The organism is Bacillus sp. NPDC094106, from assembly GCF_044764345.1.
In the GTDB taxonomy this organism is placed as follows: domain Bacteria; phylum Bacillota; class Bacilli; order Bacillales; family Bacillaceae_G; genus Bacillus_A.
Genome location: NZ_JBIWHY010000010.1, coordinates 141608 through 165151 on the forward strand (window position 1 = coordinate 141608; position 23544 = coordinate 165151).

General features: G+C 36.6%; 26 protein-coding genes. 15 read left to right on the forward strand and 11 right to left on the reverse strand.

Annotation, left to right across the window (positions count from 1 at the left end; translation table 11 throughout):
• Positions 1-17: 17 nt before the first annotated feature.
• From ACIQ7L_RS16225 to ACIQ7L_RS16240, 4 genes are read right to left on the reverse strand one after another with little or no spacing between them, the layout of a single operon-like run.
• On the reverse strand, positions 18-833 hold the full coding sequence (locus ACIQ7L_RS16225) for an HAD family hydrolase (protein WP_400570541.1): 816 nt from the start codon (positions 831-833) through the stop codon (positions 18-20).
• Positions 830-1948 carry a cysteine protease StiP family protein gene (locus ACIQ7L_RS16230; RefSeq protein WP_400570542.1) on the reverse strand — a complete coding sequence of 373 codons (1119 nt, stop codon included), beginning with the start codon at positions 1946-1948 and terminating at the stop codon, positions 830-832. The genes ACIQ7L_RS16225 and ACIQ7L_RS16230 overlap by 4 nt, the downstream gene beginning before the upstream one ends.
• Positions 1945-3327 (reverse strand): phosphoribosyltransferase family protein, encoded by a 1383-nt coding sequence (locus tag ACIQ7L_RS16235; protein WP_400570543.1) that lies wholly within the window; start codon positions 3325-3327, stop codon positions 1945-1947. The genes ACIQ7L_RS16230 and ACIQ7L_RS16235 overlap by 4 nt, the downstream gene beginning before the upstream one ends.
• A complete protein-coding gene (locus tag ACIQ7L_RS16240; protein WP_400570544.1) occupies positions 3260-4468 on the reverse strand; it encodes an HpcH/HpaI aldolase/citrate lyase family protein in 1209 nt (402 codons plus the stop codon). The genes ACIQ7L_RS16235 and ACIQ7L_RS16240 overlap by 68 nt, the downstream gene beginning before the upstream one ends.
• A 264-nt stretch (positions 4469-4732) precedes the next feature.
• Between ACIQ7L_RS16240 and ACIQ7L_RS16245 the strand changes: the two genes are divergently transcribed.
• On the forward strand, positions 4733-5218 hold the full coding sequence (locus ACIQ7L_RS16245; protein WP_400570545.1) for a GNAT family N-acetyltransferase: 486 nt from the start codon (positions 4733-4735) through the stop codon (positions 5216-5218).
• 212 nt (positions 5219-5430) lie between these two features.
• Here ACIQ7L_RS16245 and ACIQ7L_RS16250 read toward each other — a convergent pair whose 3' ends face one another.
• Both ACIQ7L_RS16250 and ACIQ7L_RS16255 read right to left on the reverse strand, forming a co-directional pair.
• Positions 5431-5706 (reverse strand): stage V sporulation protein S, encoded by a 276-nt coding sequence (locus tag ACIQ7L_RS16250; protein WP_097898483.1) that lies wholly within the window; start codon positions 5704-5706, stop codon positions 5431-5433.
• Positions 5707-6342: 636 nt separating this feature from the next.
• Entirely contained in the window at positions 6343-6834 is a 492-nt protein-coding gene (locus ACIQ7L_RS16255) for a phosphatidylglycerophosphatase A family protein (protein WP_097898484.1), read from the reverse strand.
• A gap of 120 nt (positions 6835-6954) precedes the next feature.
• Between ACIQ7L_RS16255 and yutH the strand changes: the two genes are divergently transcribed.
• The gene (gene yutH, locus ACIQ7L_RS16260; RefSeq protein ID WP_335359867.1) at positions 6955-7956 is read left to right on the forward strand and encodes a spore coat putative kinase YutH; all 1002 of its coding nucleotides are present in this window, start codon (positions 6955-6957) and stop codon (positions 7954-7956) included.
• A gap of 212 nt (positions 7957-8168) precedes the next feature.
• On the opposite strand, the gene ACIQ7L_RS16265 is transcribed toward yutH, so the two are convergent.
• The gene (locus ACIQ7L_RS16265; RefSeq protein WP_012096008.1) at positions 8169-8405 is read right to left on the reverse strand and encodes a NifU family protein; all 237 of its coding nucleotides are present in this window, start codon (positions 8403-8405) and stop codon (positions 8169-8171) included.
• Between the two features lie 208 nt (positions 8406-8613).
• On the opposite strand from ACIQ7L_RS16265, the gene ACIQ7L_RS16270 reads away from it, so the two are divergent.
• Together ACIQ7L_RS16270 and ACIQ7L_RS16275 are read left to right on the forward strand one after the other, a co-directional pair.
• Entirely contained in the window at positions 8614-8922 is a 309-nt protein-coding gene (locus ACIQ7L_RS16270) for a YuzD family protein (RefSeq protein WP_400570546.1), read from the forward strand.
• Between the two features lie 91 nt (positions 8923-9013).
• The gene (locus ACIQ7L_RS16275; protein ID WP_400570547.1) at positions 9014-9814 is read left to right on the forward strand and encodes an aminoglycoside adenylyltransferase domain-containing protein; all 801 of its coding nucleotides are present in this window, start codon (positions 9014-9016) and stop codon (positions 9812-9814) included.
• Positions 9815-10094: 280 nt separating this feature from the next.
• On the opposite strand, the gene ACIQ7L_RS16280 is transcribed toward ACIQ7L_RS16275, so the two are convergent.
• The gene (locus ACIQ7L_RS16280) at positions 10095-10256 is read right to left on the reverse strand and encodes a YqbF domain-containing protein (protein WP_097895943.1); all 162 of its coding nucleotides are present in this window, start codon (positions 10254-10256) and stop codon (positions 10095-10097) included.
• 363 nt (positions 10257-10619) lie between these two features.
• Between ACIQ7L_RS16280 and ACIQ7L_RS16285 the strand changes: the two genes are divergently transcribed.
• Positions 10620-10952, forward strand: a complete 333-nt coding sequence (locus ACIQ7L_RS16285) for a zinc ribbon domain-containing protein YjdM (protein WP_141523119.1) — start codon at positions 10620-10622, stop codon at positions 10950-10952.
• A gap of 127 nt (positions 10953-11079) precedes the next feature.
• Here ACIQ7L_RS16285 and ACIQ7L_RS16290 read toward each other — a convergent pair whose 3' ends face one another.
• Positions 11080-12150 carry an NAD(P)/FAD-dependent oxidoreductase gene (locus tag ACIQ7L_RS16290; protein ID WP_097895946.1) on the reverse strand — a complete coding sequence of 357 codons (1071 nt, stop codon included), beginning with the start codon at positions 12148-12150 and terminating at the stop codon, positions 11080-11082.
• A gap of 508 nt (positions 12151-12658) precedes the next feature.
• On the opposite strand from ACIQ7L_RS16290, the gene ACIQ7L_RS16295 reads away from it, so the two are divergent.
• From ACIQ7L_RS16295 to ACIQ7L_RS16320, 6 genes are all read left to right on the forward strand, one after another.
• A complete protein-coding gene (locus ACIQ7L_RS16295) occupies positions 12659-12898 on the forward strand; it encodes a YuzB family protein (protein ID WP_017150175.1) in 240 nt (79 codons plus the stop codon).
• 107 nt (positions 12899-13005) lie between these two features.
• Complete coding sequence (locus ACIQ7L_RS16300) at positions 13006-13224, forward strand: hypothetical protein (RefSeq protein ID WP_400570548.1); 219 nt, start codon at positions 13006-13008, stop codon at positions 13222-13224.
• Positions 13225-13397: 173 nt separating this feature from the next.
• On the forward strand, positions 13398-14264 hold the full coding sequence (dapF, locus tag ACIQ7L_RS16305; protein ID WP_400570549.1) for a diaminopimelate epimerase: 867 nt from the start codon (positions 13398-13400) through the stop codon (positions 14262-14264).
• Between the two features lie 41 nt (positions 14265-14305).
• Positions 14306-14659, forward strand: a complete 354-nt coding sequence (locus ACIQ7L_RS16310; RefSeq protein ID WP_400570550.1) for a HesB/IscA family protein — start codon at positions 14306-14308, stop codon at positions 14657-14659.
• A 533-nt stretch (positions 14660-15192) separates the two neighbouring features.
• Entirely contained in the window at positions 15193-15342 is a 150-nt protein-coding gene (locus ACIQ7L_RS16315; RefSeq protein WP_483861808.1) for an FbpB family small basic protein, read from the forward strand.
• A gap of 191 nt (positions 15343-15533) precedes the next feature.
• On the forward strand, positions 15534-15887 hold the full coding sequence (locus ACIQ7L_RS16320) for a YxeA family protein (RefSeq protein WP_400570552.1): 354 nt from the start codon (positions 15534-15536) through the stop codon (positions 15885-15887).
• Between the two features lie 32 nt (positions 15888-15919).
• Here ACIQ7L_RS16320 and ACIQ7L_RS16325 read toward each other — a convergent pair whose 3' ends face one another.
• Positions 15920-16372 (reverse strand): 2-thiouracil desulfurase family protein, encoded by a 453-nt coding sequence (locus tag ACIQ7L_RS16325; protein WP_400570553.1) that lies wholly within the window; start codon positions 16370-16372, stop codon positions 15920-15922.
• 84 nt (positions 16373-16456) lie between these two features.
• Between ACIQ7L_RS16325 and ACIQ7L_RS16330 the strand changes: the two genes are divergently transcribed.
• Positions 16457-17335, forward strand: coding sequence for a helix-turn-helix domain-containing protein (locus ACIQ7L_RS16330; RefSeq protein ID WP_400570554.1), 879 nt, complete (start codon positions 16457-16459; stop codon positions 17333-17335).
• 17 nt (positions 17336-17352) lie between these two features.
• Here the strand turns inward: ACIQ7L_RS16330 and ACIQ7L_RS16335 are convergent, their stop codons facing one another.
• On the reverse strand, positions 17353-18600 hold the full coding sequence (locus ACIQ7L_RS16335; protein WP_400570555.1) for an MFS transporter: 1248 nt from the start codon (positions 18598-18600) through the stop codon (positions 17353-17355).
• A 734-nt stretch (positions 18601-19334) separates the two neighbouring features.
• Here ACIQ7L_RS16335 and ACIQ7L_RS16340 point away from each other — a divergent pair.
• From ACIQ7L_RS16340 to ACIQ7L_RS16350, 3 genes are all read left to right on the forward strand, one after another.
• A complete protein-coding gene (locus ACIQ7L_RS16340; protein WP_400570556.1) occupies positions 19335-20048 on the forward strand; it encodes a response regulator transcription factor in 714 nt (237 codons plus the stop codon).
• Positions 20045-21103: a sensor histidine kinase gene (locus ACIQ7L_RS16345; RefSeq protein ID WP_400570557.1), complete on the forward strand. Its 1059-nt coding sequence runs from the start codon at positions 20045-20047 to the stop codon at positions 21101-21103. The genes ACIQ7L_RS16340 and ACIQ7L_RS16345 overlap by 4 nt, the downstream gene beginning before the upstream one ends.
• Before the next feature lie 120 nt (positions 21104-21223).
• Positions 21224-23512, forward strand: a complete 2289-nt coding sequence (locus ACIQ7L_RS16350; RefSeq protein WP_400570558.1) for a binary toxin-like calcium binding domain-containing protein — start codon at positions 21224-21226, stop codon at positions 23510-23512.
• Positions 23513-23544: the final 32 nt, after the last annotated feature.

Consider the following 23544-nt stretch of genomic DNA (forward strand, 5'->3'; position numbering starts at 1 on the left):
TCACTCCTGTTATCAATTTAAGTAGTGGGAAGAGAATTGTGGATAAGCTGAAGCGCTTTACTTACAATTTCCTCTGCTGCATATATACCAATTTCCTCTGTTTTTGAGATGTGAGATAGTAAGTTGCCTTGTTTTGTTTCAAGTTCACCGTGAAGAGGTGCAAATGCGTGATTTGCTCCTTCTAGCATACATAAATCAAGCAAAGAGTCTCCAGCTGTAATGACTGTGCTTGCCTGGAGTCTTTCTTTTATGTACTGAACAGCATCCCATTTGTTCACTGGTTTTGGTACAAAATATAATTTTCTGCCTTGTAGTGAGTAGGTCCATCCTTGTTCGTCTAGCCAAGCAGTGAAAGAAGCTAGTTCTTCATTGGGAATATGCTCACGCTTGATGATGCAATAGTGAAATAAGTGATCTGCTGTTTTTTGAGAAATGACCCAGTCTTCATGAGAAATCTGCCTGAATTCCTTTAATACATCTTCTTTTTCCAAGCATTCTGTTGAAAGCTTCTTTTGTATCGTTTCTTTCCAAACGAAATCTTGTTTGCCGTTATGAAGAATATTGCCGCCATTACTTGTAATCGCATATTCTGGAACGACTTCAGTTTGAAATAGTGTAATGCGCTGAAACTGCTCTATTGTTCTTGTTGTGACAGGAATAAACTCCGCTTGTAATTGTAACTTTTGTAATAGTGAAATGGCTTTATGTGTTATAAAAGAGATTTCTTTACCATCCAATGTTTCGATAAGCTGAATATGTTCATCTTCTATATTCGCGCGAAACGATTTGCGAGAATAAATGAGTGTTTGATCAAGATCACTTGCGAAAATCATGAAGGTTTCCCCCTAAGAGGTTTGATTAATCCACAGCACGAGTACGTCATATCTTTATAAATTTCTACTGGTACATTTTTTTCTTTTGCAAGAAGTAAAATGTGCTTTAAATCTGGATTGGTTTCTTCCTGAATTAAAATTTTCCACGGTACTCGTCTTAGCAGGACGCGTGTTGTTTCTCCAACTCCTGGTTTAATTAAGTTTATATCCTCAATTTCAAAGTGTTTTTGAATCGAGGTGATATCTTGCAGCCCTTGCCAAGATGGTTCTGTATATGTTGAGATAATATGCTCTAGTTGTTTTGTGACGTCAGAGCTGGTGGAAGGAAATAATGCTGTAACCTCTTCAATAAAGAAATTAGACAAGTCTTCCTTTTCTAGTTCTTTATAATATTTGCCGCCGTGGAAGTCTTTTGGTCCAATGAAAGCGTCGTTTAAAACCGTGCGACTAATTAATCCTGATACGGTCGCGTTTAAACATGCGCTTGGGATGAGAAAGTCTTCCCTTGTTCCATAAATAGAAGTACAGTAACCTGGATCGGCAAGTACAGCCAAGCAGTCTGAAATATATTCATGATTTTTTTCATTAAATGAATGTACAGCTTGATTCAATTCCTTTTTGATAGCCCCTTTTCCAGTCCAACCATCGATGAATTGAATGGTTTGATTGGGGTGCTGTTGCAGGATGTAATGAAGAGCATTTTCATCAATGCCGCGCCCGCGAATAATTGAAATACAATAATGCGGCAAATCAAGATTATATTGATAACGAATGTATCGTTTTATTAAAATGCCGATGGGTGTGCCAGCTCGTGCTAGTGAGACGAGAACAAGATTTTTTCCTCTCGTCCTTATAATTTGTTCAGCCACTACACCGGCTGCAATCGCCAATTTCCGTTTGTATTGTTCGAGTGAAGTAAAGAATAAATCCATATATGGCTTGGATGGTTTATATTCTATCGGAAGCATTTCAGAGTAATGTGTACCAGATTGAATGGCGCGTTCCCTTTCTTCTGTTGGGCTTTCTTTCATAACATCACTAATATCTTTCAGTAGAAAAATAGCATCTTCTGCGCTATAACTCCCGATGCATTGTAATATTTTTGTTTCTGTCATATTTCTTCACCTTCGCTTTCTACTAAGCTCTTAAATGAAACGATATGAATGAGCGGAATGACTGTTTGCAATTGTGTAAGAAGGGGATGTAAAGTATCCTTCTGTAAATCACGTTCTATAAAAAGAAAGACTTCATCATAGTCACCATGTTCGATATTATAAAAATAATTTATAATGCTATCGTCTTCAGGACTCTTATAGGAAAAACGATTATGAATGGCATACTGTTCGTCATTGCTATAAGGGTGAATAGGGCTTCGTGTTGTTGATTGATAGGAAATGTTTCCCCCCATTTCAGCCGCAATCCGCATTGGAATATACATAAATTCACCAGTTCCTAAGCATAGTGTACGTTTACCTTTTCTTTTTTTCCGTAACTCATTACCAATCTTTCTCGCAAAAGAGTGGATATGCTCTTGTTCATTAGCTGAAATCCCGAAGCGCCCTGTGCATTTTATGTAGTAGGCATCATGTTCTATAGATGTATAAGGCAAAGTAGGACACGAAATTGTATGTTTTTCTAATTTAGATTCTATTGATTCATAAATAGTTTCATCGTGAGAAGGAGTAGTGGTAATGGGACTGCCAATTATTTTAAGTGAACCGCTTAATAGAGAAATAATATGAATTGTTATATCAAGTTCTTTTTCAAGTGCTGTAAATTGTTCTCTGTTCGCATCAGAACGCCAATCTAGTAAAGAAGCGACAGTGTATTCTTTTCTTGGAAACTTTTCTTGGATAGATTTAATGATATTAAGGGCGGTTTTTCCTGTTGTCATTTCATCATCCACAAGGACGATTTGGTGTTCGTTTTGAAAATAGCTTTTATCCACATAACAACGATGCGAAGTTGCATGAGAATGTTCTTCTTCAAATGTAATAATTGGCTCCATTTGGGAGATGGTTTCTCTTGTTGTATGCATGTATTTCGCATTTTGAAAGCATTGAAACATAGCGTGACCTAATGCAGTAGCTGTTTCAGCAAATCCGATAAATAGAACTTCCTCTTCTAAAGGAAATTGATGTTGTAAAATGATTTCAAGTTCATTGCAGCTATCGTCTTTAGAAGAAATGAGATTGAGAATTTCCTCTTGAAAAGGATGAATCGTGTCATGCAGCACTTCCATATATCTTGCCGCAAGTCCACACCCACCGGCTAAAGAGACTGTTGGTAGAACAGGAAGGTGTTTGCCTAAAATGGTACTTACAAATAGAAAACCACGTTTCTTATTTATTCTGGCTGCCATTTGAAAGAGCTGATCTAATGATAATGCATATGGATTATTTCGTACGTCTATATGGACAGTTATATTATTTAAAATATGATATGTGTTGTTTTGATTCTGAGGTAAGGAGATCGATGAAAGTTTGCTGTTCATTTAGCACCCCGTAAATATTAGATTTTAGCAGTGTTTTTCGAGCCCAGTTTAAATGGGGCTTTACTTCATTCATTTTGTTAGCGAAGCTACTTTTCATAACCCCGTTATATGTATGAGCATTTTCACAAATTGCTTTTGCATCTAAATAATCTTCTAGCGTTACAACGTGCATAGCTTGTACGAGCTTAATGTGAGAAGGATGGATGACTGTTTTTCCAATTAATCCGTTTGCTTGATCTAGCAATACTTCATGAATTAATCCATCTTCATAGCGATGAAGCATTTCCTCACGCATTGTAAGCCCAGCGTTTCCGAGTGATTCACGAAATGGCGTTTGCCGGAGCTGTGGTTTGAGAACACGCTGTCTGTTTCCGAAGTACTCCCACACAGGACCAGAGATAATATATTCGTCTGCCTGTCTAGAAAAAATATTAATAATATCAGAAATACAATCACGAATAACAGAAATGTCATAGATGGTTGTATCTTTATTACGGCGAATACCAAATATACCTGAAAAATCGGTAGCGCCAATGCGAACATTCAAAATGGAATCGCGATAAGAATCCAGTATTGTCTTAATTGCTAGCAATGCTTTTGTACGCGTTTCTTTATACATAATTTCAGGTGACTCTAAAATAGGCATCCCGTAAAGTGCAAGGGAATATGTTTCGTTTATGTATCGTAGTTCATTAATATAGGACGTTCCGTTAGCTGATGTGAATTTTGGAAAGACAAAGCCGCATATGCAATGAACGGCACTTCCTAGTTCAATTACGATGGAACGCATTTGCTTCGGCTCACGAACCCTAATAAAAAGCAGTGGTATGTCTGATGGATGAAGCTTATCTGCATCTATCAGATGTGCGAGTAATTGGATTTGGATGATAACATTTTGCTCTGCAAATTTCATATCTCCATCACTAACGGAGTCCTCTAAACAAAGTACAATCGATGTAGCGCCCTCATGTTTCTTTTTAACGATGTCATCTGCAATTGTTTCTTTTGTACCAGGTGTATATAGAGTAGCACCTAATGCATAAGCTAATTGGTCTTTTGCCATGTCCTTGGAAAAGGCGATTGGTTCTTGATAGAAAAGATTTTTCTTTTCTTCAAGGGATAAATAGGAAAAATACCTCACGTTGTCACCACCTTATTTTGAGCCTGCGACCCAGTTCATGTTCCATTTATAATGCCGATCCATGTCTCGGTGTCCTTTGCATAACTGTAAAGTCATCTTAGATTCACCTCATTCAGGATAGTTGTTAATTCAATCGTAACATGACAAGAAAAGTTTTCCATATATAATTTCGAAAAAATTACAAAATTTTTAAAAATAAAGATGAATTGTAGGTGAAATGTAGAACTTGGTTAGTGGAGTGTTTAGAGGAGAGGAAGAAAGAAGATGGATATACACAAATTAACTGAAATAGAAGCACAAGAGATCAATACATGGACGTATGAAGAACCATATTCGATATACAGTTTTTCAGGAAGTGAAGAAACAATAGATGAATTGTTGGATGGTACATATTATGGTTGCTGCAATGAAAGTGGAGAACTAGTTGGATACTTTTGCTTCGGAGAAAATGCACAAGTACCAGGGGGAAGAGAGGCAAATTTATACACCGAGGAAGACACCTTAGATATTGGACTTGGAATGAAACCAGAGCTAACAGGGAAAGGGATGGGGAAAAGTTTCGTTCAAGCTGGAATGAACTTGGCAAAAGAGCAAATGCAACCGAAGAAGATTCGTTTAAGTGTAGCAGGTTTTAATAAACGTGCCATTACGTTATATCAACAGGTAGGCTTTACAGTAGAAATTACCTTTTTCAGCCGAGGGAGAGAATTTATTCTAATGACATATTTCTGTAGAGAAAAGGGAAAGTGAAGAATCATATGAAAAATAGGAATAATTGCGTGATTGAAAGTTAAGATTTGTATGGATTGTTGCAAAAAGAAAAAGACCAATTTTTTATCGGTCTTTTCATATATCTTATTCAACGATCGGCATCTGTTAGTTCAGAAAAAGAATATAATCTTGGGACAATGTTTGTGAATAATTCTTATATGGATAGTTTCAATGAGAACCTATTATTTTTTCTACGATCTAATTTTTCTAGGACCGACAATTAATTTGATTGCAGTACTTTTCTCATTATTGATTGTAATATCTGTAAATGCTGGAATGAGAACGAGGTCGATACCGCTAGGAGCTACAAATCCCCTTGCAATAGCAATGGCCTTAATCGCTTGATTTAAAGCACCTGCCCCTATTACTTGAATTTCTGTATTGCCTTTTTCTCTTAATACGCCGGCAATTGCACCTGCCACTGAATTAGGATTTGATTTTGATGAAACTTTTAATATATTATCCATATAAGTTGCGCCCCCTGTTATTTAATGTATTTCCGAAAGAAGTCCCTATCTTCAAGCTCGTGACGGGCAAGAGCCCAGCGGTAAGGTGGGGATGAATTTCGGTTAGGCATAGCCTAAAATAACTCTTGGCAAATACACGCATGTTTTGCCCATCCATATTAGGATGTAGTTTCCCTTCGCCAATGTTTGTAGGTGTAGGCAACTTCTCATGCAAGAAGGCATGTGGTTGACAGTTCTTTCCCAATCAGAACTGATACAGAGCCACCATAGAGCCAAGAACTAGGGAATCATTCTTGGGTATGCAACCTACGAACGGAGTTCACGAAAGACTGAGGCTAGACAACCAGGGCTTTTTACAAGCCCCCACTTCAAAACATGTTAGCGTTTAAGTGGTGGGTAGTTGGCCTAATATTCAGATCTAAATCAAACAGAACAATTAAATGTATTACTATTCATTCGCTATTTCTTATGTTATTCCTGTTTGATCGTGTAAATAAAAAAATGATTGGTTTATGAGGCAATCGTGAAAAGACAGAAAAAACATAACGCCCCATGTGAAAAAAATCATGAGGCGTTATGTTTTTTTATGTTTCAAATGAAAGTATTGCATGAAATTTCCTTGATTAGAGGTTCACCTTATTCTGCATGATCCGCTCGATGTGCCAAACGACTAGACGCAGCGGCAGCAATTGCCCCCACAATATCATCAAGGAATGTATGAACCTTCCCAGTTGATTTATCATTTAAGTATTCTAAAATACCTGGTTTTAATTTATCGATATATCCAAAGTTTGTGAAACCGATAGAACCGTACACGTTTACAATTGAAAGAGCGATTATTTCATCCACTCCATATAAGCCTTCGTCACGTTTAACGATATCTTGTAACGGTTCACTTAACATGCCTTTTTCAGCAAGGACGTCTAATTCTATCCCTGTAATTAGGGCGTTTTGAACTTCACGCTTTGATAGTACACGCTCTACGTTGTAGCGACATTCTGTCATCTCTAAATTTGGATGGTATTTTTTTTGGAGAAAGTGAACAAGCTCAGCAATATCATCGATTGTTACCCCACGTTCTTGCAATAGTTGTAATGCTCTTTCCTGTAGTTGATTTGATTCTTTCATGTTTATCACCTTTTTTTCTTTTTAGTATTTGTATACGTTTCTTTGCTTTATCATGTGCATAGGAATGAAAGGCGAGCACAAGCTCATATATATAAAGAAAAACCATAGGTGGCGACTTTGATGATTCAGCATATTTATGAGCATTATCAAATGCATGTCAAAGAATTAATCCCCCTTGGCCCCTATAAAAGCTTTTGGATTCGCAATAAAATTTATGTACTTCTTCCGATTGGAACTATGGAAGAAGAAGTGCTTGTTGAAATGAAAAAGTTAAGCGATTATATGAACCAACAGGGGGATATTACTGTTGCGACTTTCGTTCCGACTATACACGGTTACTATGTAAGTGAGATAGAAGAAACAAATTACTGCTTATTAAAAGGTATGCGTCTGCTCGAGCGGCACGCCACTTCGTTAGGAAGCGAGCTTTCATTATTTCATAAACGCGGTGCTTTTTTCCCCGAAGAAATAGATCAATTAAGTCGCATTGGTGAATGGAAGTCACTATGGGAAAAAAGGCTCGATCAGTTAGAGCGATTTTGGCAATCACAAGTGATGAATCACCCCTCAGATGTATTCGATCAGCTATTTATTGAATCTTTCCCTTATTATTTAGGGGTTGCTGAAAATGCAATTCAATACGTTGTTGATACAGAAATGGATGATACGCCTGAGCCTGCTGATGCCGCAACGATTTGCCAAGAACGCTTTACACCTTTATTATGGCAGCAAACCAATCGTTTAAAAATCCCTATCGATTGGGTATACGATCATCCGAGTAGAGATTTAGCCGAATGGATTCGCTACGTAACGATAGAAAAAAAGAAAGATTGGGAACAAACGATTTTTCAATTTATTACCGATTATGAACAAAATTATTCGTTGTCCTCTTTTGGGTGGCGTCTACTATTTGCACGCTTACTCTTCCCGTTGCAGTATTTTGAAACGATAGAACGTTATTATCAAACAGGAAATGAAGAGCAAAAAAGTGAATATAGAGATCGCTTAGAAGCCATTTTACACGATGTGAACCGTTCAGAGCAATTTATGAAGCATTTTTATGAATCCTTTCGTTTACCCGTTGATAAGTTAGGGATTCGGAAATTGGATTGGTTATCCTAATAGGAGCTTACAAAAAAGAGACCAGTTGTGGTCTCTTTTTTGTGAATATCTAGCTTTAGCGATTCTGAACGAGCCGCTTCTGCTTTTTATGATATCCAGCTCCAGCGGCTAGAATGTTCGGTGGCTTCGCGTCTTCCGCCGAGGCAAAAAGCGCCTCTATGTCAGAAGCTCCATCCCCCTTACATTCTAAGCAAGCCGCTTCCGCTTTTAAATTAAAATACTTGTTCTACTTCAATAACGCCTGGTACTTCTTCAAGTAGAGCGCGTTCGATACCAGCTTTTAGTGTGATTGTAGAACTTGGGCAGCTACCACATGCACCCATTAGACGTAGTTTTACAATACCATCTTCAATATCTACTAATTCAACGTCACCGCCATCACGAAGTAAGAACGGACGTAATTTATCTAATACTTCTAGTACTTGTTCTTGCATATTTGGGTTTTCCATTTTTATCGACTCCTTTCATCCATTTTATTATAATCAAGATACAGGGGAAAATCTATTTTTTCTGTTCTTGTTTTATTGTCGAAATATTGTATCATGTTTACAACGTGTTTTTTCAGTATAGGGGATACGAAATGGACTTGTAAAGGGTGGTGCTTATATGCCCATCCATTTAAATATCCTGTTAGGACAGGGAAATGGGGGAAAAGTAATGATAAATGTTCAAGTATATGGGGCGAAAGTAATTTGTGCGAGCTGCGTTGGAATGCCATCTTCAACGGAAACATTTGAATGGCTGCAAGCGGCAATTGGTCGTAAATATGAAGGACAAGAAGATAAATTCAAGTTTGAATACATTGATATTCAAGAAAAGCAAGAAGATGCGGATAAACAAGCATTTGTAGAACGCGTAATTGAAGAGGATTTGTTTTATCCAGTCGTTCTTGTGAACGGGGAAATTGTGGGAGAAGGAAATCCTCGTTTGAAAGATGTATACGAAGAAATCGAGAAATATTTATAATACAGAAGGCCTTTGTAATTACAAAGGCTTTTCTTATATGATCGCAAGGGAAAAATATCCATTAAAGGTAATTTTGTTAAGGAGGATATGTATGGAATGTGCAGTGAAATATAGTTTGCCAGAAGAGGTAAAGGGATTGATGGAGCAATATGTAAAGGGATTACAAGATATTTTTTTGCATGAACAATTAGTTGGGGTATATGTATATGGTTCGATTGCATTAGGGGCATTTCATTTGGAAACGAGTGACGTTGATTTTGTTACGGTAACAAGAGAAGTGGTTAGTGAGGCTGAAAAAATTCAAGTTGTTGAGTTACATAAAAAACTGAGTACAAGTACGTTAGGAAAGCGAATGGACGGCATGTATATCCCGTTTGCTGATTTAGGGAAGTACAACGAGGAAATGACACAGTATGTATATTGTGCGGAAGGGAAAGCTAGCGTAGGGCATTGGGATGTAAATGCTGTAACGTGGTGGACGTTAAAGAATCAGGGAATTACTGTTATGGGAAAGGAAGCAAGTGAACTTCCCTTTCAAGCGCCATGGAGTGATGTGATAAAAACAATGAAATATAATGTGGAACAGTACTGGAGTGAAAAAGCATCGCGCCCATACTTGTTTCTAATCGAAGAATGGGTAGAATCTGCTGTTGTGACGATGGGACGTATTTTATATACATTAGACCATGAAACCATTGTTTCAAAGGATGCAGGATTACAATATATGATAAGATCCACTTCTGGAGAATGGGAGCCTTTGTTACGAGAAGTTGAGCGGATACGAAATAATAAAGAGGCAAAGCGAACGATATCCATTTGGAGACGTGCAAATATGACGAAGAAGTATTTGTTTAGTGGAATAGAGGAATGTAAAAAGAAGTGGAAAGAGTAAAAAAAGAGTCATACTCAAATAGTGTGGCTCCTTTTTTATCCCGCTATTTGCGGGTAGTAATACTCCCACCTTAAAATTCGGCGAAAGCAAAGAAGTAAGGTGGGAGATAAACTGCCCGTAAAAGCCCGATTGGTGAGGGCTGATAATCCGTGGGGGATGAAGAAAACCCCCACGGATTAAAGTTTCACTTTATAGTGAATATTGTATTGGCTATAAAGCGAGAGAAATGAAAAAAATCTAATTTCCATGTAGAAATGAGGGGCTATTACTTAAATACTTGTTAGGATGATGTGGAACTTTTCTCATCTTTACGTACTTCGAAAAACTCATTTTTACACAGGTATTTAAAAATTCTTTGTGTAACTTTTTCTTCTTGATCTAATAAGAAACGATGATCAAAAGCGTAGAAGGATTGTCCCTTAATTAATTTCACGTAATACATAACATAGACCTCCACTGTATACGATTCAAATATTCATCATTATGTTATCCATTATTTGGATGAAAATACATGAGTTTTTTGTAAGTTATATTTGAGATAGAGAGGGGAAGAGTATGTTGATTTTGAACTTGTTGTTGGTAAATCAAAAATCTTTCGGATATTTTAAAATGCAATAAAAAAATGAGAATCTGAGGAAGGCTTGTCATTAGATGGAGACTATGGCAGTATATAAAAATATAGGAATTCCCTATATTTTTTTGAATTTCAAGTTCTTAATAGCTATTCTCACGAAGTTGTAAAAAAGGAATTGAAAATAATTTTTATATATTAGAATTCATGATAATAAATGGAGGAAATCAAATTATGTCTAATTTACCAAATTGCCCAAAATGTAATTCAGAGTACACTTACGAAGATGGAGCTCTTTTCGTTTGTCCAGAATGTGCGCATGAGTGGGCGTTAGAAGCAGAAACTGAAGATACAAAAGTTGTTAAAGATGCAAATGGGAATATTTTAAACGATGGTGATTCTGTAACAGTAATCAAAGACTTGAAAGTAAAAGGAACTTCATCAGTTATAAAAATCGGTACAAAAGTAAAAAGTATCCGTTTAGTTGAAGGAGACCACGATATCGATTGTAAAATTGATGGTTTTGGAGCTATGAAATTAAAATCTGAATTTGTTAAGAAGGCATAAATTTAGATTTTCATACAATTAGGTAGTAACAACAAAAACGTTCAGGAAGGGGAATTTTTCTCCTTCCTGATTTTATTTATAGCGTAATAAAAAAGGTTGCTGATGTTGTCAGCAACCTTTTTTGTTGTTAACCGTTATGATGTTTATACATCCAAAGAATACCGGACTTTAATAGCCTAGGAACACGGCCCATTAAAGGCTGATTTGCTAATAAACCGAAGCCATGTTTTTTACCGAGAGAACCGAGAACACCTTTTAATTTAATAACAGGCAATTCATCAGGAAGTGTTTCATTGTTCCAACGTTTCAATAATATTTGGACAATTTGTTCACCTTGGCCTTCAGCAAGCTGTGCAGATGGTGCATGTGGAAGAGAAGCACAATCGCCTACAACATAAACGTGTTCGTTGTTCGGAATATTGTGATATTTAGTTAATACAACCCGGCCACTACTATCGTGTTCGACTGGAAGGTTTCGAACAACTTCGTTTGCTTGAATGCCAGCTGTCCATACGATTGCATCGCATTCAAGTGGTTCATCATGGTTGTACACAATGTTTGGTTCTACTTTCGTAATGTTAGAGTTTCGTATAATTGTAACTTTATGCTTTGTGAACCACTCTTCTACGTATCTACTTAATTTCTCTGGGAACGGGAATAGAATGCGATCCTTTCGATCAAATAAGTAAATTTTTAAATCAGAACGGCTTTCACGAAGTTCACTTGCTACTTCAACACCGCTTAAGCCAGCACCAACGACAGCAACCGTTGCGTTTGGCTCTAAACTGTTTAATTGTTCGTATGTTTTACGCGTTTGTTCAATGGACTGCAGACTATGCGTATATTCCTTGGCACCTGGAACGTTATGATATTTGTCTTCACAGCCAAGTCCGATAATTAAATCATCATATTGGATTTCTTCACCGCTATCGAGATGCACGGCTTTATTTTCGAGATCAATATTCGATACAGTGCCATATTGAATATTGAGACGCGGATGCTCTGGAAACGGAATGCGAATATGCGTTTCTGAAATTGTACCCGCTACTAATGCATAATATTCTGTTTTAAAACAGTGGTATGGTACTTTGTCGATTAATGTCACTTGGACATCATCTGGAAGTTGATTGTTTGGAAGAAGCCGTTGCAGAATTCTCATTCCACCGTAGCCGCCACCTAGTAGTACGAGGTGTTTCATGATGGATTACCCCTTTTCTGTTGAAATATCCCCTAATCATATAATTATATATTGAAAAAATATTTTGACTTTACTCATTCAAATTATATCGAATTTGTGAACAAATAACAATGCATGAATGAGTACACTGTTGTACAATAAGAAGAAAAGTGGAACAAACTGTTTTAATTTGTATGTTGGAAAAACAACAGGTAGATTAGAAAAAACGATAGAAACCTTTTTTTTTAGGTTGGAGAGAGCGTCCGTTGATGGATAGAAGCGGTCAGTGCCTTTTTTGGCTCCATGCCGTGTGAAACCAGAAGGAGGAAATGAGTGGAGATCTTTTTCTGCTTTTATAGCTGTGATATATATGTTGGGAAATCCAAGTGGATTGATATAGAGAAGATCATTTGATTTGAAATGAAGTAGTGCAGCAACTAAATATGTTAGTAAGTGTAATGAAAATAACAAGAAACAGCTTGGTTTCTTATTTATAGATTCATTTTTTGGAGATACAGGGGGGATTGTTTTGATTAAGCCATTAATCGAATTTTGTGTAGGTAACCTTGCGAGCGGCTCACAAGCAGCGCTAGAAAAATTAGAAAAAGATCCAAATTTAGATGTTATGGAATATGGTTGTCTAGGATATTGTGGTATTTGTTTTGAAGGACCATTTGCACTTGTAAATGGTGAAGTGGTACAGGGGGCAACGGTAGAAGAGCTTGTGAAAAACGTATATGATTATTTAGATGAAAATCCAATGTTTTAAGGTGCTGCAAATAAGCAGCACCTTTTTTAATTGTCATTTGTTCCATTAGAGTAAAAATTTCTTTGGAGGAAATGCTAACAAAGAATTTGAACCTGTGAGGTGACAGAATGAACATGATTTGGAGACTCGTTGGAATTATCGGTATTCTTCTTATTGGATATTTACTTTCAAATAAGAAAAGAGTGACCGCGCTGCGTATTGTATTTGGTGGACTTAGAGGAATGGTGCCAACTCGCCTTAGTGATATTGCTAAATTTGGTTTAAAGTCAATTATCACCAAAGCACTTGTTAAGCGCTGCAATTGCCGGGATGTTTGTATAAAATAAAAAAAGGCCCTTTTCGAGAAGGGCTTTTTTCTTACACAATTTGTGTAAGAACGGCTCCTATAGTGAAGCCGTCAAAACGTTGTCAAATATAAGAAACAGGGGACATTCATATTGTGTTCCAAAAGCATGCATTTTATACTTAAAACAACAAATTATTTTTGGAGTGAATGAGGATGAACCAATTTTCTTTTACAAAAATGCATGGCCTTGGAAATAGTTATATATATGTGAATATGTTTGAAGAACAAATTTTAGAGGAAGAGCTAGCTCTTGTAGCGGAGAAAGTTTCGAATATCAATACTGGAATTGGGGCGGATGGAATGATTTTAATTTGTCCTTCTGACGTCGCACCAGTAAAAATGCGTATGTTTAATAATGATGGTTCAGAAGGAAAGAGCTGCGGGAACGGACTGCGCTGCGTAGCGAAATATGCGTATGAGCATAAACTAGTAGAAGAAACGGTGTTTACCATTGAAACATTAGCTGGAATTGTAACGGCTGAAGTAACGGTAGAAGATAATGTTGTCACGTTGGTGAAAATTGATATGGGAGCACCACGTTTAACGCGTGCAGAGTTACCGATGCTTGGTGAGGGGGACACACCATTTATTCGAGAAGACTTCTTATATAATAATCATCGTTATGCGTTTACCGCTGTTTCTATGGGGAATCCGCATGCTGTTATCTTCGTTGATGATGTGGAAGAAGCTCCTCTTACAACGCTAGGTCCAGTACTTGAGACACATGAAATGTTCCCAGAACGAGTGAATGTTGAGTTCATTGAAATTGTGAATGACACAGAAATGAACTTCCGCGTGTGGGAGCGTGGATCAGGTGTAACACAAGCATGCGGAACAGGAGCATGTGCATCTGTTGTGGCGGCGATTTTAAATAAAAAAATGGAACGCGGTAAAGAAATTACAGTTCATTTAGCTGGTGGCGATTTAATGATTGCATGGACAGAAGAAGGAACAGTTATGATGAAAGGTCCAGCAGAAGTCATTTGCCGCGGAGTGTATGAGTACAAGATAGAAGCGTAAAGATGTATAATAGAACGAGAACAGAAAGGAAGGTGGATTTCATGATTACTGTAACAGAACAAGCAGCATTTCAAATTAAAGATATGTTAAAAGATGCTGAAGAAGGAGAGAAATACGTTCGCCTTGCTGTACATGGCGGTGGATGTAGCGGTCTTTCTTACGGCTTAGGATTTGAAAGAGAACCAAGTGAAGACGACACAGTTCTTGAGTTTTACGGTGTTGAATTTGTTATTGATAAAGAAAGTGCTCCGATTGTCAAAGGAGTAAAAATTGATTACAAGCAATCGATGCTTGGCGGCGGGTTTACAATCGATAATCCGAACGCAATTGCATCATGCGGATGCGGATCATCTTTCCGCACAGCGACGAATACTGGTACTCCGGAAGAGTGCTAATGTAATGCTTTTCGTATCGAGATATGATTGAGTTTTGCAGATTTAATCAAACGATTATTTAATTCGCTATAAAGGAAAAGAGTGTCCGAAGACGGACGCTCTTTTTTTATTCATATAATCTTATTGGTTGTTAGGAGAATAAACCTATTTTATGGTGTTAGAGATAGGGATCTGGCTGCTTCAAAGTGCATGAAGTGTTACTGTATTTTCAAGGGGGATGGGAACAGTATGACTATCTGTAGTAGCTTAGGAAATAACTTGTACGGTATCTCCAGCCAATAATTTTAAGATAGCAGAAATGCTTATTAGAATAACGATATCCAAAAAAAAGGATTATTATGTTTGTTTTTCAATTTGTATATAATTGTTTTCGTTAAATTCACATAATGTTCAAACAAATAGTTCTAAAAACTCGGAAGTTATAGTATTCTTGAATTAAGAATAATTTTTCGACAAATAAAGACAAAAAATTATTGTGATTGAAAAATTTTATTTTATATCTGTGATTGCACAGACAATAAGGAGAAATGATTATGGCGAACAAACGTTGTAAATTACTTCATAAATCGTTTAAAGAATTGGTAAAAGAAAATAAACAAAAGATATTGAATGATAAACAAGAGATGGAAAAAATTGAACAACGTATTGAACAACGTTATATAATTAATAAATCGGCTTCCTAATTTAGATACGAAAACTTTGTTGATATACAAACAAGAAGATAATCGACTAGATGCAGTAGTTGGTTATCTTTTTTGTTTTTTCAGTGTTTAATCTTACAAAAGTGTAATATTCATGTCACGTTTTTGAATTTCTCCTCAAATGAAAAGGGATTATGATAACAACATCATAAAAAACATATGAGGTGAATAACGTGAAAAGATATATTGCACTTTTTAGTATTTTAATTGTTTTTGCTACGATGTTAGTTGGTTGCGACTTGAATCGTATGGGAAAAGATGAGTACTACGTACAAATTACAGTTGATGGAACGGAAAAGACAGGTAAAGCTGATGATGGTCGCACATACAAATCATTTGAGTATAAATTACCTGCATTCGATAAAGAAGGTAAAGAAAAAGAAATGGAATTTACAGCTAATAAGAACCTTCGCAAAGAAGCATTTTTACGCGTATATTATTCTGATAAAAAAGGTGTAACAGCGTGGGAAGAAGTGAAAAAAGACGAGCTTCCTGCGAAAGTGAAAGAAAAATTAGGTGTGAAATAATGAAGAAGGAGTTGACCTGTGGGTCAACTCCTTTATTTGTTTGCAAAATCCTCTTCTGAAATTACCGTAAATCCGTGTCTTCGGAATAAGGCTGTTGTTACACCATATCCATCTTGTTTGTTCCCATTGAATTCCCCTGTATAAATGGTAGAACTTCCGCAAGAAGGACTTCGTTCTTTTAAAATGATGTATTCCGGATTTAAATCTTTTATTTCTTCTAAAGCTTTATAAGCTCCTTGTACAAAAGCTTCGGTTACATCGTTGCCGTCTTGATCCATTACCTTTGCTTTGCCATCTAGTACATCATCGCCATTACCACCAATGATTTCTGCTGATGGACGCGGAGTAGGTAATCCGCCTAATACTTCCGGACAAACGAGAACAGTTTCTTCTTTTTGTAATAGCTCTTCGATTTTTGAAACGAGATTGTCATTTCCATCATAGCGGCAGGCAATGCCACCTAAACAAGCACTTACTACAATCATGTTTTTCTACCTCAGTTCATCAAAAATTATAAAATCATCGCCCATTTTGCTTTTGAGTTCCTATTTATATATGGGGTGATAAAAATGGGAACTTTCTATAATTTAATGAAAACATATAGCGAATTTCAAAGTAAAGAAGAATTTAATGCGTATCAGCAGCAAATTGTAAAGAGGTATCAATCGGATATAAACGAGACGGATTTTTTAGTGATTCGTTTGTTAGGAAGATATGCAGTTAATGAAAAACAAAAAACAGTTGGTGTTGCTTGTCCATTAATGGGGACGATTGCTGAGAAGATAGGAAAAAGTATTCGTACGGTGCGCCGCTCTGTTGCAAAGCTGGAGGAGCTCGGAATTATTGAGCGGATTCCTACGAAAGAGAGACATAAGCGCGGGGGATATAGTGCGAACTTATATGTATTTCGTAAAGCAGCGATTGACCGCATGAATGACCGTATGGAAATGACCGCATGTGAAAAGGGGGAAAGTGTAGAAGGCAGTAAGAAGGAAGAGGCGCGAGAAGAAAGGGAAACGGTTTATTATAAAAACTTTTCTAAATTACAAAAGAATAGAATAACGTATGAACTTGATGAAACATATTGTCGTCATGATATTCCAGTCAATTTCATACATGCGGTTATACCAATGTCCAGAAATCCGCAAACGATCAATTTGCTTTGGAGTAAAGTGGAACTTGCATATAAAAAGAGTGGATTACTAGAACAAGGTGTATTTTTGGAAAAGTTGATTGCTGATGAAGATGTTTATGCACAGATTATTCGGCGTACGAAAAGTGTTGTAAGAGCGTATAAGTGTGGGGAGATTCGGAAAGATATGGGAGCTCTTTTGTATAGTACGATGCGAGCGCTATTTTTGGATGTTGGATTAGAATGGGGAGCAGCTGTAAGAAGGAGTAAGGGATTAACTCTATTTGATCCATTCAAAAAAGAGTCATGCGTGTAGCACATGACCCTTACAGGTTAATCAAACTTTCTTACTACCGGAACGCGAATTGCCACAAATAATACGAAGATAATAACTGCGATGGCGCCGCTTTTCATAATGGTTACAATCGGAATGCCAGCAGCGAGTGCGAGCGATGTAATTGCATAGGAAAGCGGGATAAAGCCCATAGATGAAAGCATCATTAGACTCATAACACGTCCCATCATTTCTTCTTTTACAGTAGACTGAATCATTGCCATTAATGGAACGATGGCCATGGCAATGGTAATACCGTAAAAGGCACCAGCTAATAGAGCTTGCCAAAGTGCTGTACTAAAATTAATTGATAAAAAGAACACGCCGGACAGCAGCATCATGACGATACAAAACAAGCCGCGTCTACGATTGATATTCTTAAGGCCAACGATGACAGCACCAATTGCCATACCGCCTCCGACAGCTGCTTCTAAGTAACTAAATTGAAGTGAGTCACCGTGCAAGACATTTTTAACGAACAATGGAAAACCAACTTGCATCGGACCGATTAGAAATAAGTTTAAAAAGGCACTGCAGATGAGGAATGTTGAAAGAAAAGGTGATTCCTTTACATATAAAATCCCTTCTTTAATGGATGTAAACATTCCTTTGTCTTTATCAGGTTCCTCTTGCATTGTAGATTGTATTTTCTGAACGAGTATAGCAGCAACGATGAGTAAAATGATCGTAATTGTAAAGATTGTCTCATAGTTAGTAAATTTGATAAGGATCCCCCCAAGTACAGGGCCTAAAATGACTGATGCTTGGTTTGTCATCTGCGTGAGTGAATTTGCTTGTGTTAAGCGATGTTTTTCTACTAGTTCAGGCAGAATAGATCCATCTGCTGACCAGAAGAAAGCATCTGCTAATCCGAAGAATAAAGCAAACAAAGCGAATGTATATAAGGTTACATCACCAACGATAAACCAAGTTAAAATCGTTGCAACAAGAATGGCACGAATGATATTGGAGTAAAACATAATATTTTTTTTCGGAAACTTATCTGCTACAGCTCCGCCGACAATCATAAAGATAAGCCTTGGGACACTAAGAGCAACAAAGACAACGCCAAGTGAAGCTTCAAGATTTAATGTTTTCGCTATGTACCATGTTTGGGAAAAAGTAAAAAAGGCTAAAGCAAAGCTTGAAAATAGAGTAGCTGCCCAGAGGAAAAGGAAGTTGGTGTTCTGTAATAACGGTTTTCCGCTTCCTTCTAAAGTAGATTTGTTTTGTTGTAATTTCTCCATACTGCTTCCTTTCTATGTAACAATTTTGAACGGATATAAAATCCTGTTAACACTCGTTTTATACAGTTTCTAATATTTCTATACTGCACTTTTTAATTGTAGACAATGATAGCAGATTTGCCGGTTCTGGCGCAAGTAATCTCTAAATCTCGAGCATACTTATACTATTACTCTAAAAAGGTGTGTAATCGGTATGGAATTAAATAAATCCATTTTAATTTTTCGATATCTAAATCCCTGCTATGCAGAATAAAAAGTAACCTCCACTCGTTTGCTATTTCTGTTTTTACTTCGCATGTGGCAGAAAAAGGTCCTGACCGCTTCTATGCATGGCCAGATGCTCGCTCCCACTCAAAAAGCGGGGTTTTATGTAGGCTTTTTAATTGATGTATATATAGGGAAAACATTTTTTTAGATTATATGATTCATAATTTTTAATTAAATAAAACCTGTCTATCGCTTGTTGTATCTATTTTAAAAATCCTATATATTTAATCTTCCAGGGGTTGATGAACTAATAATCATACAGCAGTCTGGTGTTAAAATAATCATCTGGTTTATATAATTATGATTCGTGAATGGTATGGAACACGTAGATTCAAAGTGTTCTTTTTTAAATTGACAATCATATTCGTTACATATATATATAAATCATTATCTGTATTTATTATATAAGAGTGCATAAACGAAGTATTTCTGTCGTTATTGATAAAGGAACGGAGGAGATTTCATGTATGAAAAAAAGAATTGTAATCATAGAAGATGAAGATAATATCCGAGACATATGTAAACGGTACTTGGAAAGAGAAGGATATGAAGTATACACCGCTGAAAACGGAACAGAAGGTTGGAATGTATTTCAGCAATATCAACCAGATTTAATTATTTTAGATTTGATGATGCCGAAAAAAGATGGCTGGGAATTATGTGAGGAAATTCGTCAATACTCTAATATCCCTATTATTATGTTAACCGCTAGGGGAGAAGAAAGAGATCGAATTTTAGGATTAACAATGGGTGCAGATGATTATGTGACAAAGCCGTTTTCACCTCGTGAATTAGTATTAAGGGTGCAAATTATATTAAGAAGAGGAAATCAAGCAACAATACAAGCGAAAGAACCTGTATCAGAAATGATAGAGTTCCTAGATTTAAAGATTGATCCAACGAAAAGACGTGTATTTGTTTGTGGACATGAAATTGAGTTAACGGTGAAAGAATTTGAGGTACTTTATCTAATGGCAAAGCATCCAAAACAAGTATTTTCACGATCTCAACTTCTGGAACAGATATGGAATTTTGAATATGAAGGGTGCACAAATGCAGTAACGGTGTTAATGAGTCGTCTACGTGAAAAACTGGAGAAGCATACAACAAAGAATCGTTGGATTCATACAGTTTGGGGCATAGGATATCGCTTTGAGCCAGATGGAGGAAATGAAACATGAAGTTAAGGTATCAATTGTTATTGATGAATGTATTAAGCACGGGCATCATAGTCATTTCAATCTGGTATAGCGATAGAAGAATGTTACTTAGACCGGAACAAACAAGGTTATTAATAGGAATTGTGTTAGTAGCAATGGTTCTTTCAACGATTATTTACTGGTTAATGACACGTCCTATTATGAGATCGATTCAAAATTTAATTGCATTAACGAAACAATTTAGTGATAGACACTTTGAAACGATGTACATAATCGGAAAAGAACCAGAAGAGTTTAAAGAATTAGCAACAGCTTTTCAACAAATGGCAAAAAAATTAGAAGAAAGCTTTACGAAGTTAGAACAAGGAGAAAAAGCACGTACAGAACTAATTGCGAATATTTCCCATGACTTACGAACCCCTATGGCTAGCATACAATTGATGATAGAAGCGTTACAAGATGATTTAATTGAAGATCCTAATATGAAAATGCAGTATCTAACGACAATCCTAAACGAAATCCAAAGATTGAATGGATTAATTAATAATTTGTTTGAGCTTTCTAAGCTAGAACTTGGACAAGAGGCCTTTCACCCCAGTTTAACACATGTAGACAGCATTCTATTAGAAGTACTAGATTCCCATGCGATCTTATTGAAGGACAAAGATATTCATTTACAATTGCACGTTTCGGATACATTGCCACGACTTTGGATTATGCCGTGTAAAATCATGCGGGTTATCAGTAATTTATTACATAATGCGATTCGGCATTCCCCTACATTTGGAACAATCGAGTTAATTGTAGAGGAAAATAAACAAAAGCAGCAAGTTACATTCACTTTGCGTGATGAAGGAGAAGGGATTTCTTACGATGATCAATTACGTATATTTGATCGTTTTTTCAGAACAGACCCATCAAGAAGTTCACAATCTGGAGGGTCTGGACTTGGACTCGCCATTGCAAGATCACTAGTTGAAATACACAAAGGAGAGATTGGTGTTCAAGATCGTTCGGATGGGAAACAGGGATGTGAATTTTGGTTTACTCTTCCTGTTATGTCAGAAAAGAAATAATACGCCTGAAAGACTTTTGTAACATTTATGAGAGAGAAATGAAAGATTTGTTAGCTATGATGAAGTTAATCTTACTAGTAGATGTTCTAACTCATCTAGAAAACAAGGAGAAAAATGACGATGAAGAAAAAGAAATTGAAATTGAAGCCAGCATTTGCTGTATTAAGCAGTGTAACAATGGCACTAACTTTAGCATCTCCTGCGTTAGCAGACGTAAAGCAACCAAGTCCAGACAGTAAAGTTGAGATGTTCAAAGAGGATGCAAATGTAAAAGAAGAAAAAGCTGTTCTTGGAACTGACGGAAAAAAAGGACAAATTTCTACTGAAAAAATTGAAATACAAAATAATGATTGGGATAATGATGGTATTCCTAACGATTTAGAGACAAATGGATATAAAATTGAGTTCAATTACCAAACCGGGAAAAATGAAGCACGGGCATGGGATCCAGAGAAAGATAAAGGGAAATTAAAATTCATCACGAATCCTATGAGTGCGAATTCAGATGGAGATCCTTTTACAGATGATTATGAAGTTGCACATTTTGGCAGTGATTCTGATACTGATTTCAATCCAATGGTTGCCAATATGCCGAACTTACAAATTGGCATCAAACGTATTGGAGTAACTCCGATTGCGTCTATTACAGATTCAAAAGGCGGATCTATTAATAAAGGCTGGGAGAAAAGTGTATCGACGCAGCATTCTTTTAATGTTGGTTTAACTGTGGGAGGCGGTGTTGAAGGTTCAGCAGCGGGCCCAACACCAAAGGCTGATGCTTCATTAAATGTCGGCTATGGATATTCAAAAACTGACACTGAAACAGAAAGCTATTCTAATAATTTTGATTGGTCTACTGCAACAACAGTTGATACAGCAAAAGCAGCAAAAGTAAGTTTACAGTTAGAGTATAAAAACACAGGTACAGCATCGGCAGAAAACGTATCTCCTCACTTTAATATTCGCTTAGGAGATAAAATTATTAATACTGTAAAGGCAACGCAAGATCGTTATAAAGCACAGCATTTAAGCACAGAAAAAGGCGGAAGAAATAAAACAGAAGTATTAATTGACAGCTTAGAAGGTCAAGCAGATGTAAATATTTATTTAACGTTAGATGAATTAAAAGCTGTTGAGCAAGGTGCGCTTCTTTCTGTTGAAGTATTACCGACGAGCACAATGGACGTTTCTATTGAACAAGACGGAGAATTTAAAAATTTAGGAGATGCAGGGAAATATGAATCTCGTGTAAATGCGTCTACTGCATTACTAGAAACAGATATCGGGAATCAACCGAAGTTTAGAGTGTATGCGCCAAACAGTGTTGGTGAGGGCAATTTAACGTTTAATGAGGTTTTAAAGCATATTAACGTAGATTCTAAAAAAGTGAATGCGATTGTAGAGAGTAGAGGTGGAGAGCGAAACATTTTTGAGAATGGGAATTTAGAAAATGTAAAAGAAACTCCTGTATCAAAAGGTATGAGAGTTGGTGCTTTTGAACAACTTCAACCACCAACATTATCGTATAGTGCTTATGATCCAATTAAGAAAAAGCTTTATGCCGCGGTCGTACCGGGCTTATTCGGAGCAAGTAATGAAATCTCCGCTTCTTTTGAAAAGAAAAATTCTAAAGCAACGCAGCAAGTAACATTGGTGAAAAATGGGAATTCATATGAATCTAAAGAAACTGTAAGCTTAGATCAATTCGATCCATCAAAAGAAGTGACATTTGAAATCAATGATGCACAAAAGAAACTTCCGACACAAAAGATCTCTATAGCTGTTAAGTATAATAAAGAGTTCGATAACTTATTAGTAGATAATAAGGGTGAATTTATTGTCGAAGGAAAACCGTATTATTTGAAAACAACTGCAAACATTTTTGACGGTGTAAAAGAAGAATGGCATGCAAGTGCATTATATCAAACTATAGGCGGAAAATATGTACACGTTAGTCTAAAAGGGAACAATTGGGATGGATTAAGACTTGGGCCTAAAAATAAGGAAATACACGGAAAAGATATTCAAGCTACACAAGCCGTGATCGAGAGAAAAGGTCAATCTAGACCAGGACAACCAATTGGCAAAGATGAAGAAGTATTCCTTAAGTTCACGAATAGTACTCATGATGGCTATCAGTACCTTAACATCGGAAATGGGTATGATTATAGTTGGTTAGATCAAGAGCGTAATAGATCTACGATTAAATTAGATAAAGTTACAAATGAAAAGAGCTTCTATTTAAAATCTGATTCTACTTATATTGCATTTAGAGACAATCCATGGTCTGGAAGTGTCGCGGATAATGGGATTGCCCCACTTGTATTCGCTGGTGAATTCATTTTAAACCCTGATAATACAACTTCACCGGGTGAGAGACATAAATGGGAGTTAGAAAGTATTAAGTAAAGTAAGAAAAGAAGGCACAATTTCTATTGTAG

Bases quoted from the DNA above. Each gene is read 5' to 3' on its own strand.
- ACIQ7L_RS16245 (WP_400570545.1), top strand. From the start codon at position 4,733: ATGGATATACACAAATTAACTGAAATAGAAGCACAAGAGATCAATACA.
- ACIQ7L_RS16330 (WP_400570554.1), top strand. From the start codon at position 16,457: ATGGGAACTTTCTATAATTTAATGAAAACATATAGCGAATTTCAAAGT.
- ACIQ7L_RS16310 (WP_400570550.1), top strand. From the start codon at position 14,306: ATGATTACTGTAACAGAACAAGCAGCATTTCAAATTAAAGATATGTTA.
- ACIQ7L_RS16325 (WP_400570553.1), bottom strand. From the start codon at position 16,372: ATGATTGTAGTAAGTGCTTGTTTAGGTGGCATTGCCTGCCGCTATGAT.
- ACIQ7L_RS16300 (WP_400570548.1), top strand. From the start codon at position 13,006: ATGAACATGATTTGGAGACTCGTTGGAATTATCGGTATTCTTCTTATT.
- ACIQ7L_RS16230 (WP_400570542.1), bottom strand. From the start codon at position 1,948: ATGACAGAAACAAAAATATTACAATGCATCGGGAGTTATAGCGCAGAA.
- ACIQ7L_RS16265 (WP_012096008.1), bottom strand. From the start codon at position 8,405: ATGGAAAACCCAAATATGCAAGAACAAGTACTAGAAGTATTAGATAAA.
- ACIQ7L_RS16335 (WP_400570555.1), bottom strand. From the start codon at position 18,600: ATGGAGAAATTACAACAAAACAAATCTACTTTAGAAGGAAGCGGAAAA.
- ACIQ7L_RS16275 (WP_400570547.1), top strand. From the start codon at position 9,014: ATGGAATGTGCAGTGAAATATAGTTTGCCAGAAGAGGTAAAGGGATTG.
- ACIQ7L_RS16350 (WP_400570558.1), top strand. From the start codon at position 21,224: ATGAAGAAAAAGAAATTGAAATTGAAGCCAGCATTTGCTGTATTAAGC.
- ACIQ7L_RS16280 (WP_097895943.1), bottom strand. From the start codon at position 10,256: ATGTATTACGTGAAATTAATTAAGGGACAATCCTTCTACGCTTTTGAT.
- ACIQ7L_RS16250 (WP_097898483.1), bottom strand. From the start codon at position 5,706: ATGGATAATATATTAAAAGTTTCATCAAAATCAAATCCTAATTCAGTG.
- ACIQ7L_RS16290 (WP_097895946.1), bottom strand. From the start codon at position 12,150: ATGAAACACCTCGTACTACTAGGTGGCGGCTACGGTGGAATGAGAATT.
- ACIQ7L_RS16340 (WP_400570556.1), top strand. From the start codon at position 19,335: ATGAAAAAAAGAATTGTAATCATAGAAGATGAAGATAATATCCGAGAC.
- ACIQ7L_RS16345 (WP_400570557.1), top strand. From the start codon at position 20,045: ATGAAGTTAAGGTATCAATTGTTATTGATGAATGTATTAAGCACGGGC.
- ACIQ7L_RS16270 (WP_400570546.1), top strand. From the start codon at position 8,614: ATGATAAATGTTCAAGTATATGGGGCGAAAGTAATTTGTGCGAGCTGC.
- dapF (WP_400570549.1), top strand. From the start codon at position 13,398: ATGAACCAATTTTCTTTTACAAAAATGCATGGCCTTGGAAATAGTTAT.
- ACIQ7L_RS16315 (WP_483861808.1), top strand. From the start codon at position 15,193: ATGGCGAACAAACGTTGTAAATTACTTCATAAATCGTTTAAAGAATTG.
- ACIQ7L_RS16285 (WP_141523119.1), top strand. From the start codon at position 10,620: ATGTCTAATTTACCAAATTGCCCAAAATGTAATTCAGAGTACACTTAC.
- yutH (WP_335359867.1), top strand. From the start codon at position 6,955: ATGATTCAGCATATTTATGAGCATTATCAAATGCATGTCAAAGAATTA.
- ACIQ7L_RS16235 (WP_400570543.1), bottom strand. From the start codon at position 3,327: ATGAACAGCAAACTTTCATCGATCTCCTTACCTCAGAATCAAAACAAC.
- ACIQ7L_RS16255 (WP_097898484.1), bottom strand. From the start codon at position 6,834: ATGAAAGAATCAAATCAACTACAGGAAAGAGCATTACAACTATTGCAA.
- ACIQ7L_RS16225 (WP_400570541.1), bottom strand. From the start codon at position 833: ATGATTTTCGCAAGTGATCTTGATCAAACACTCATTTATTCTCGCAAA.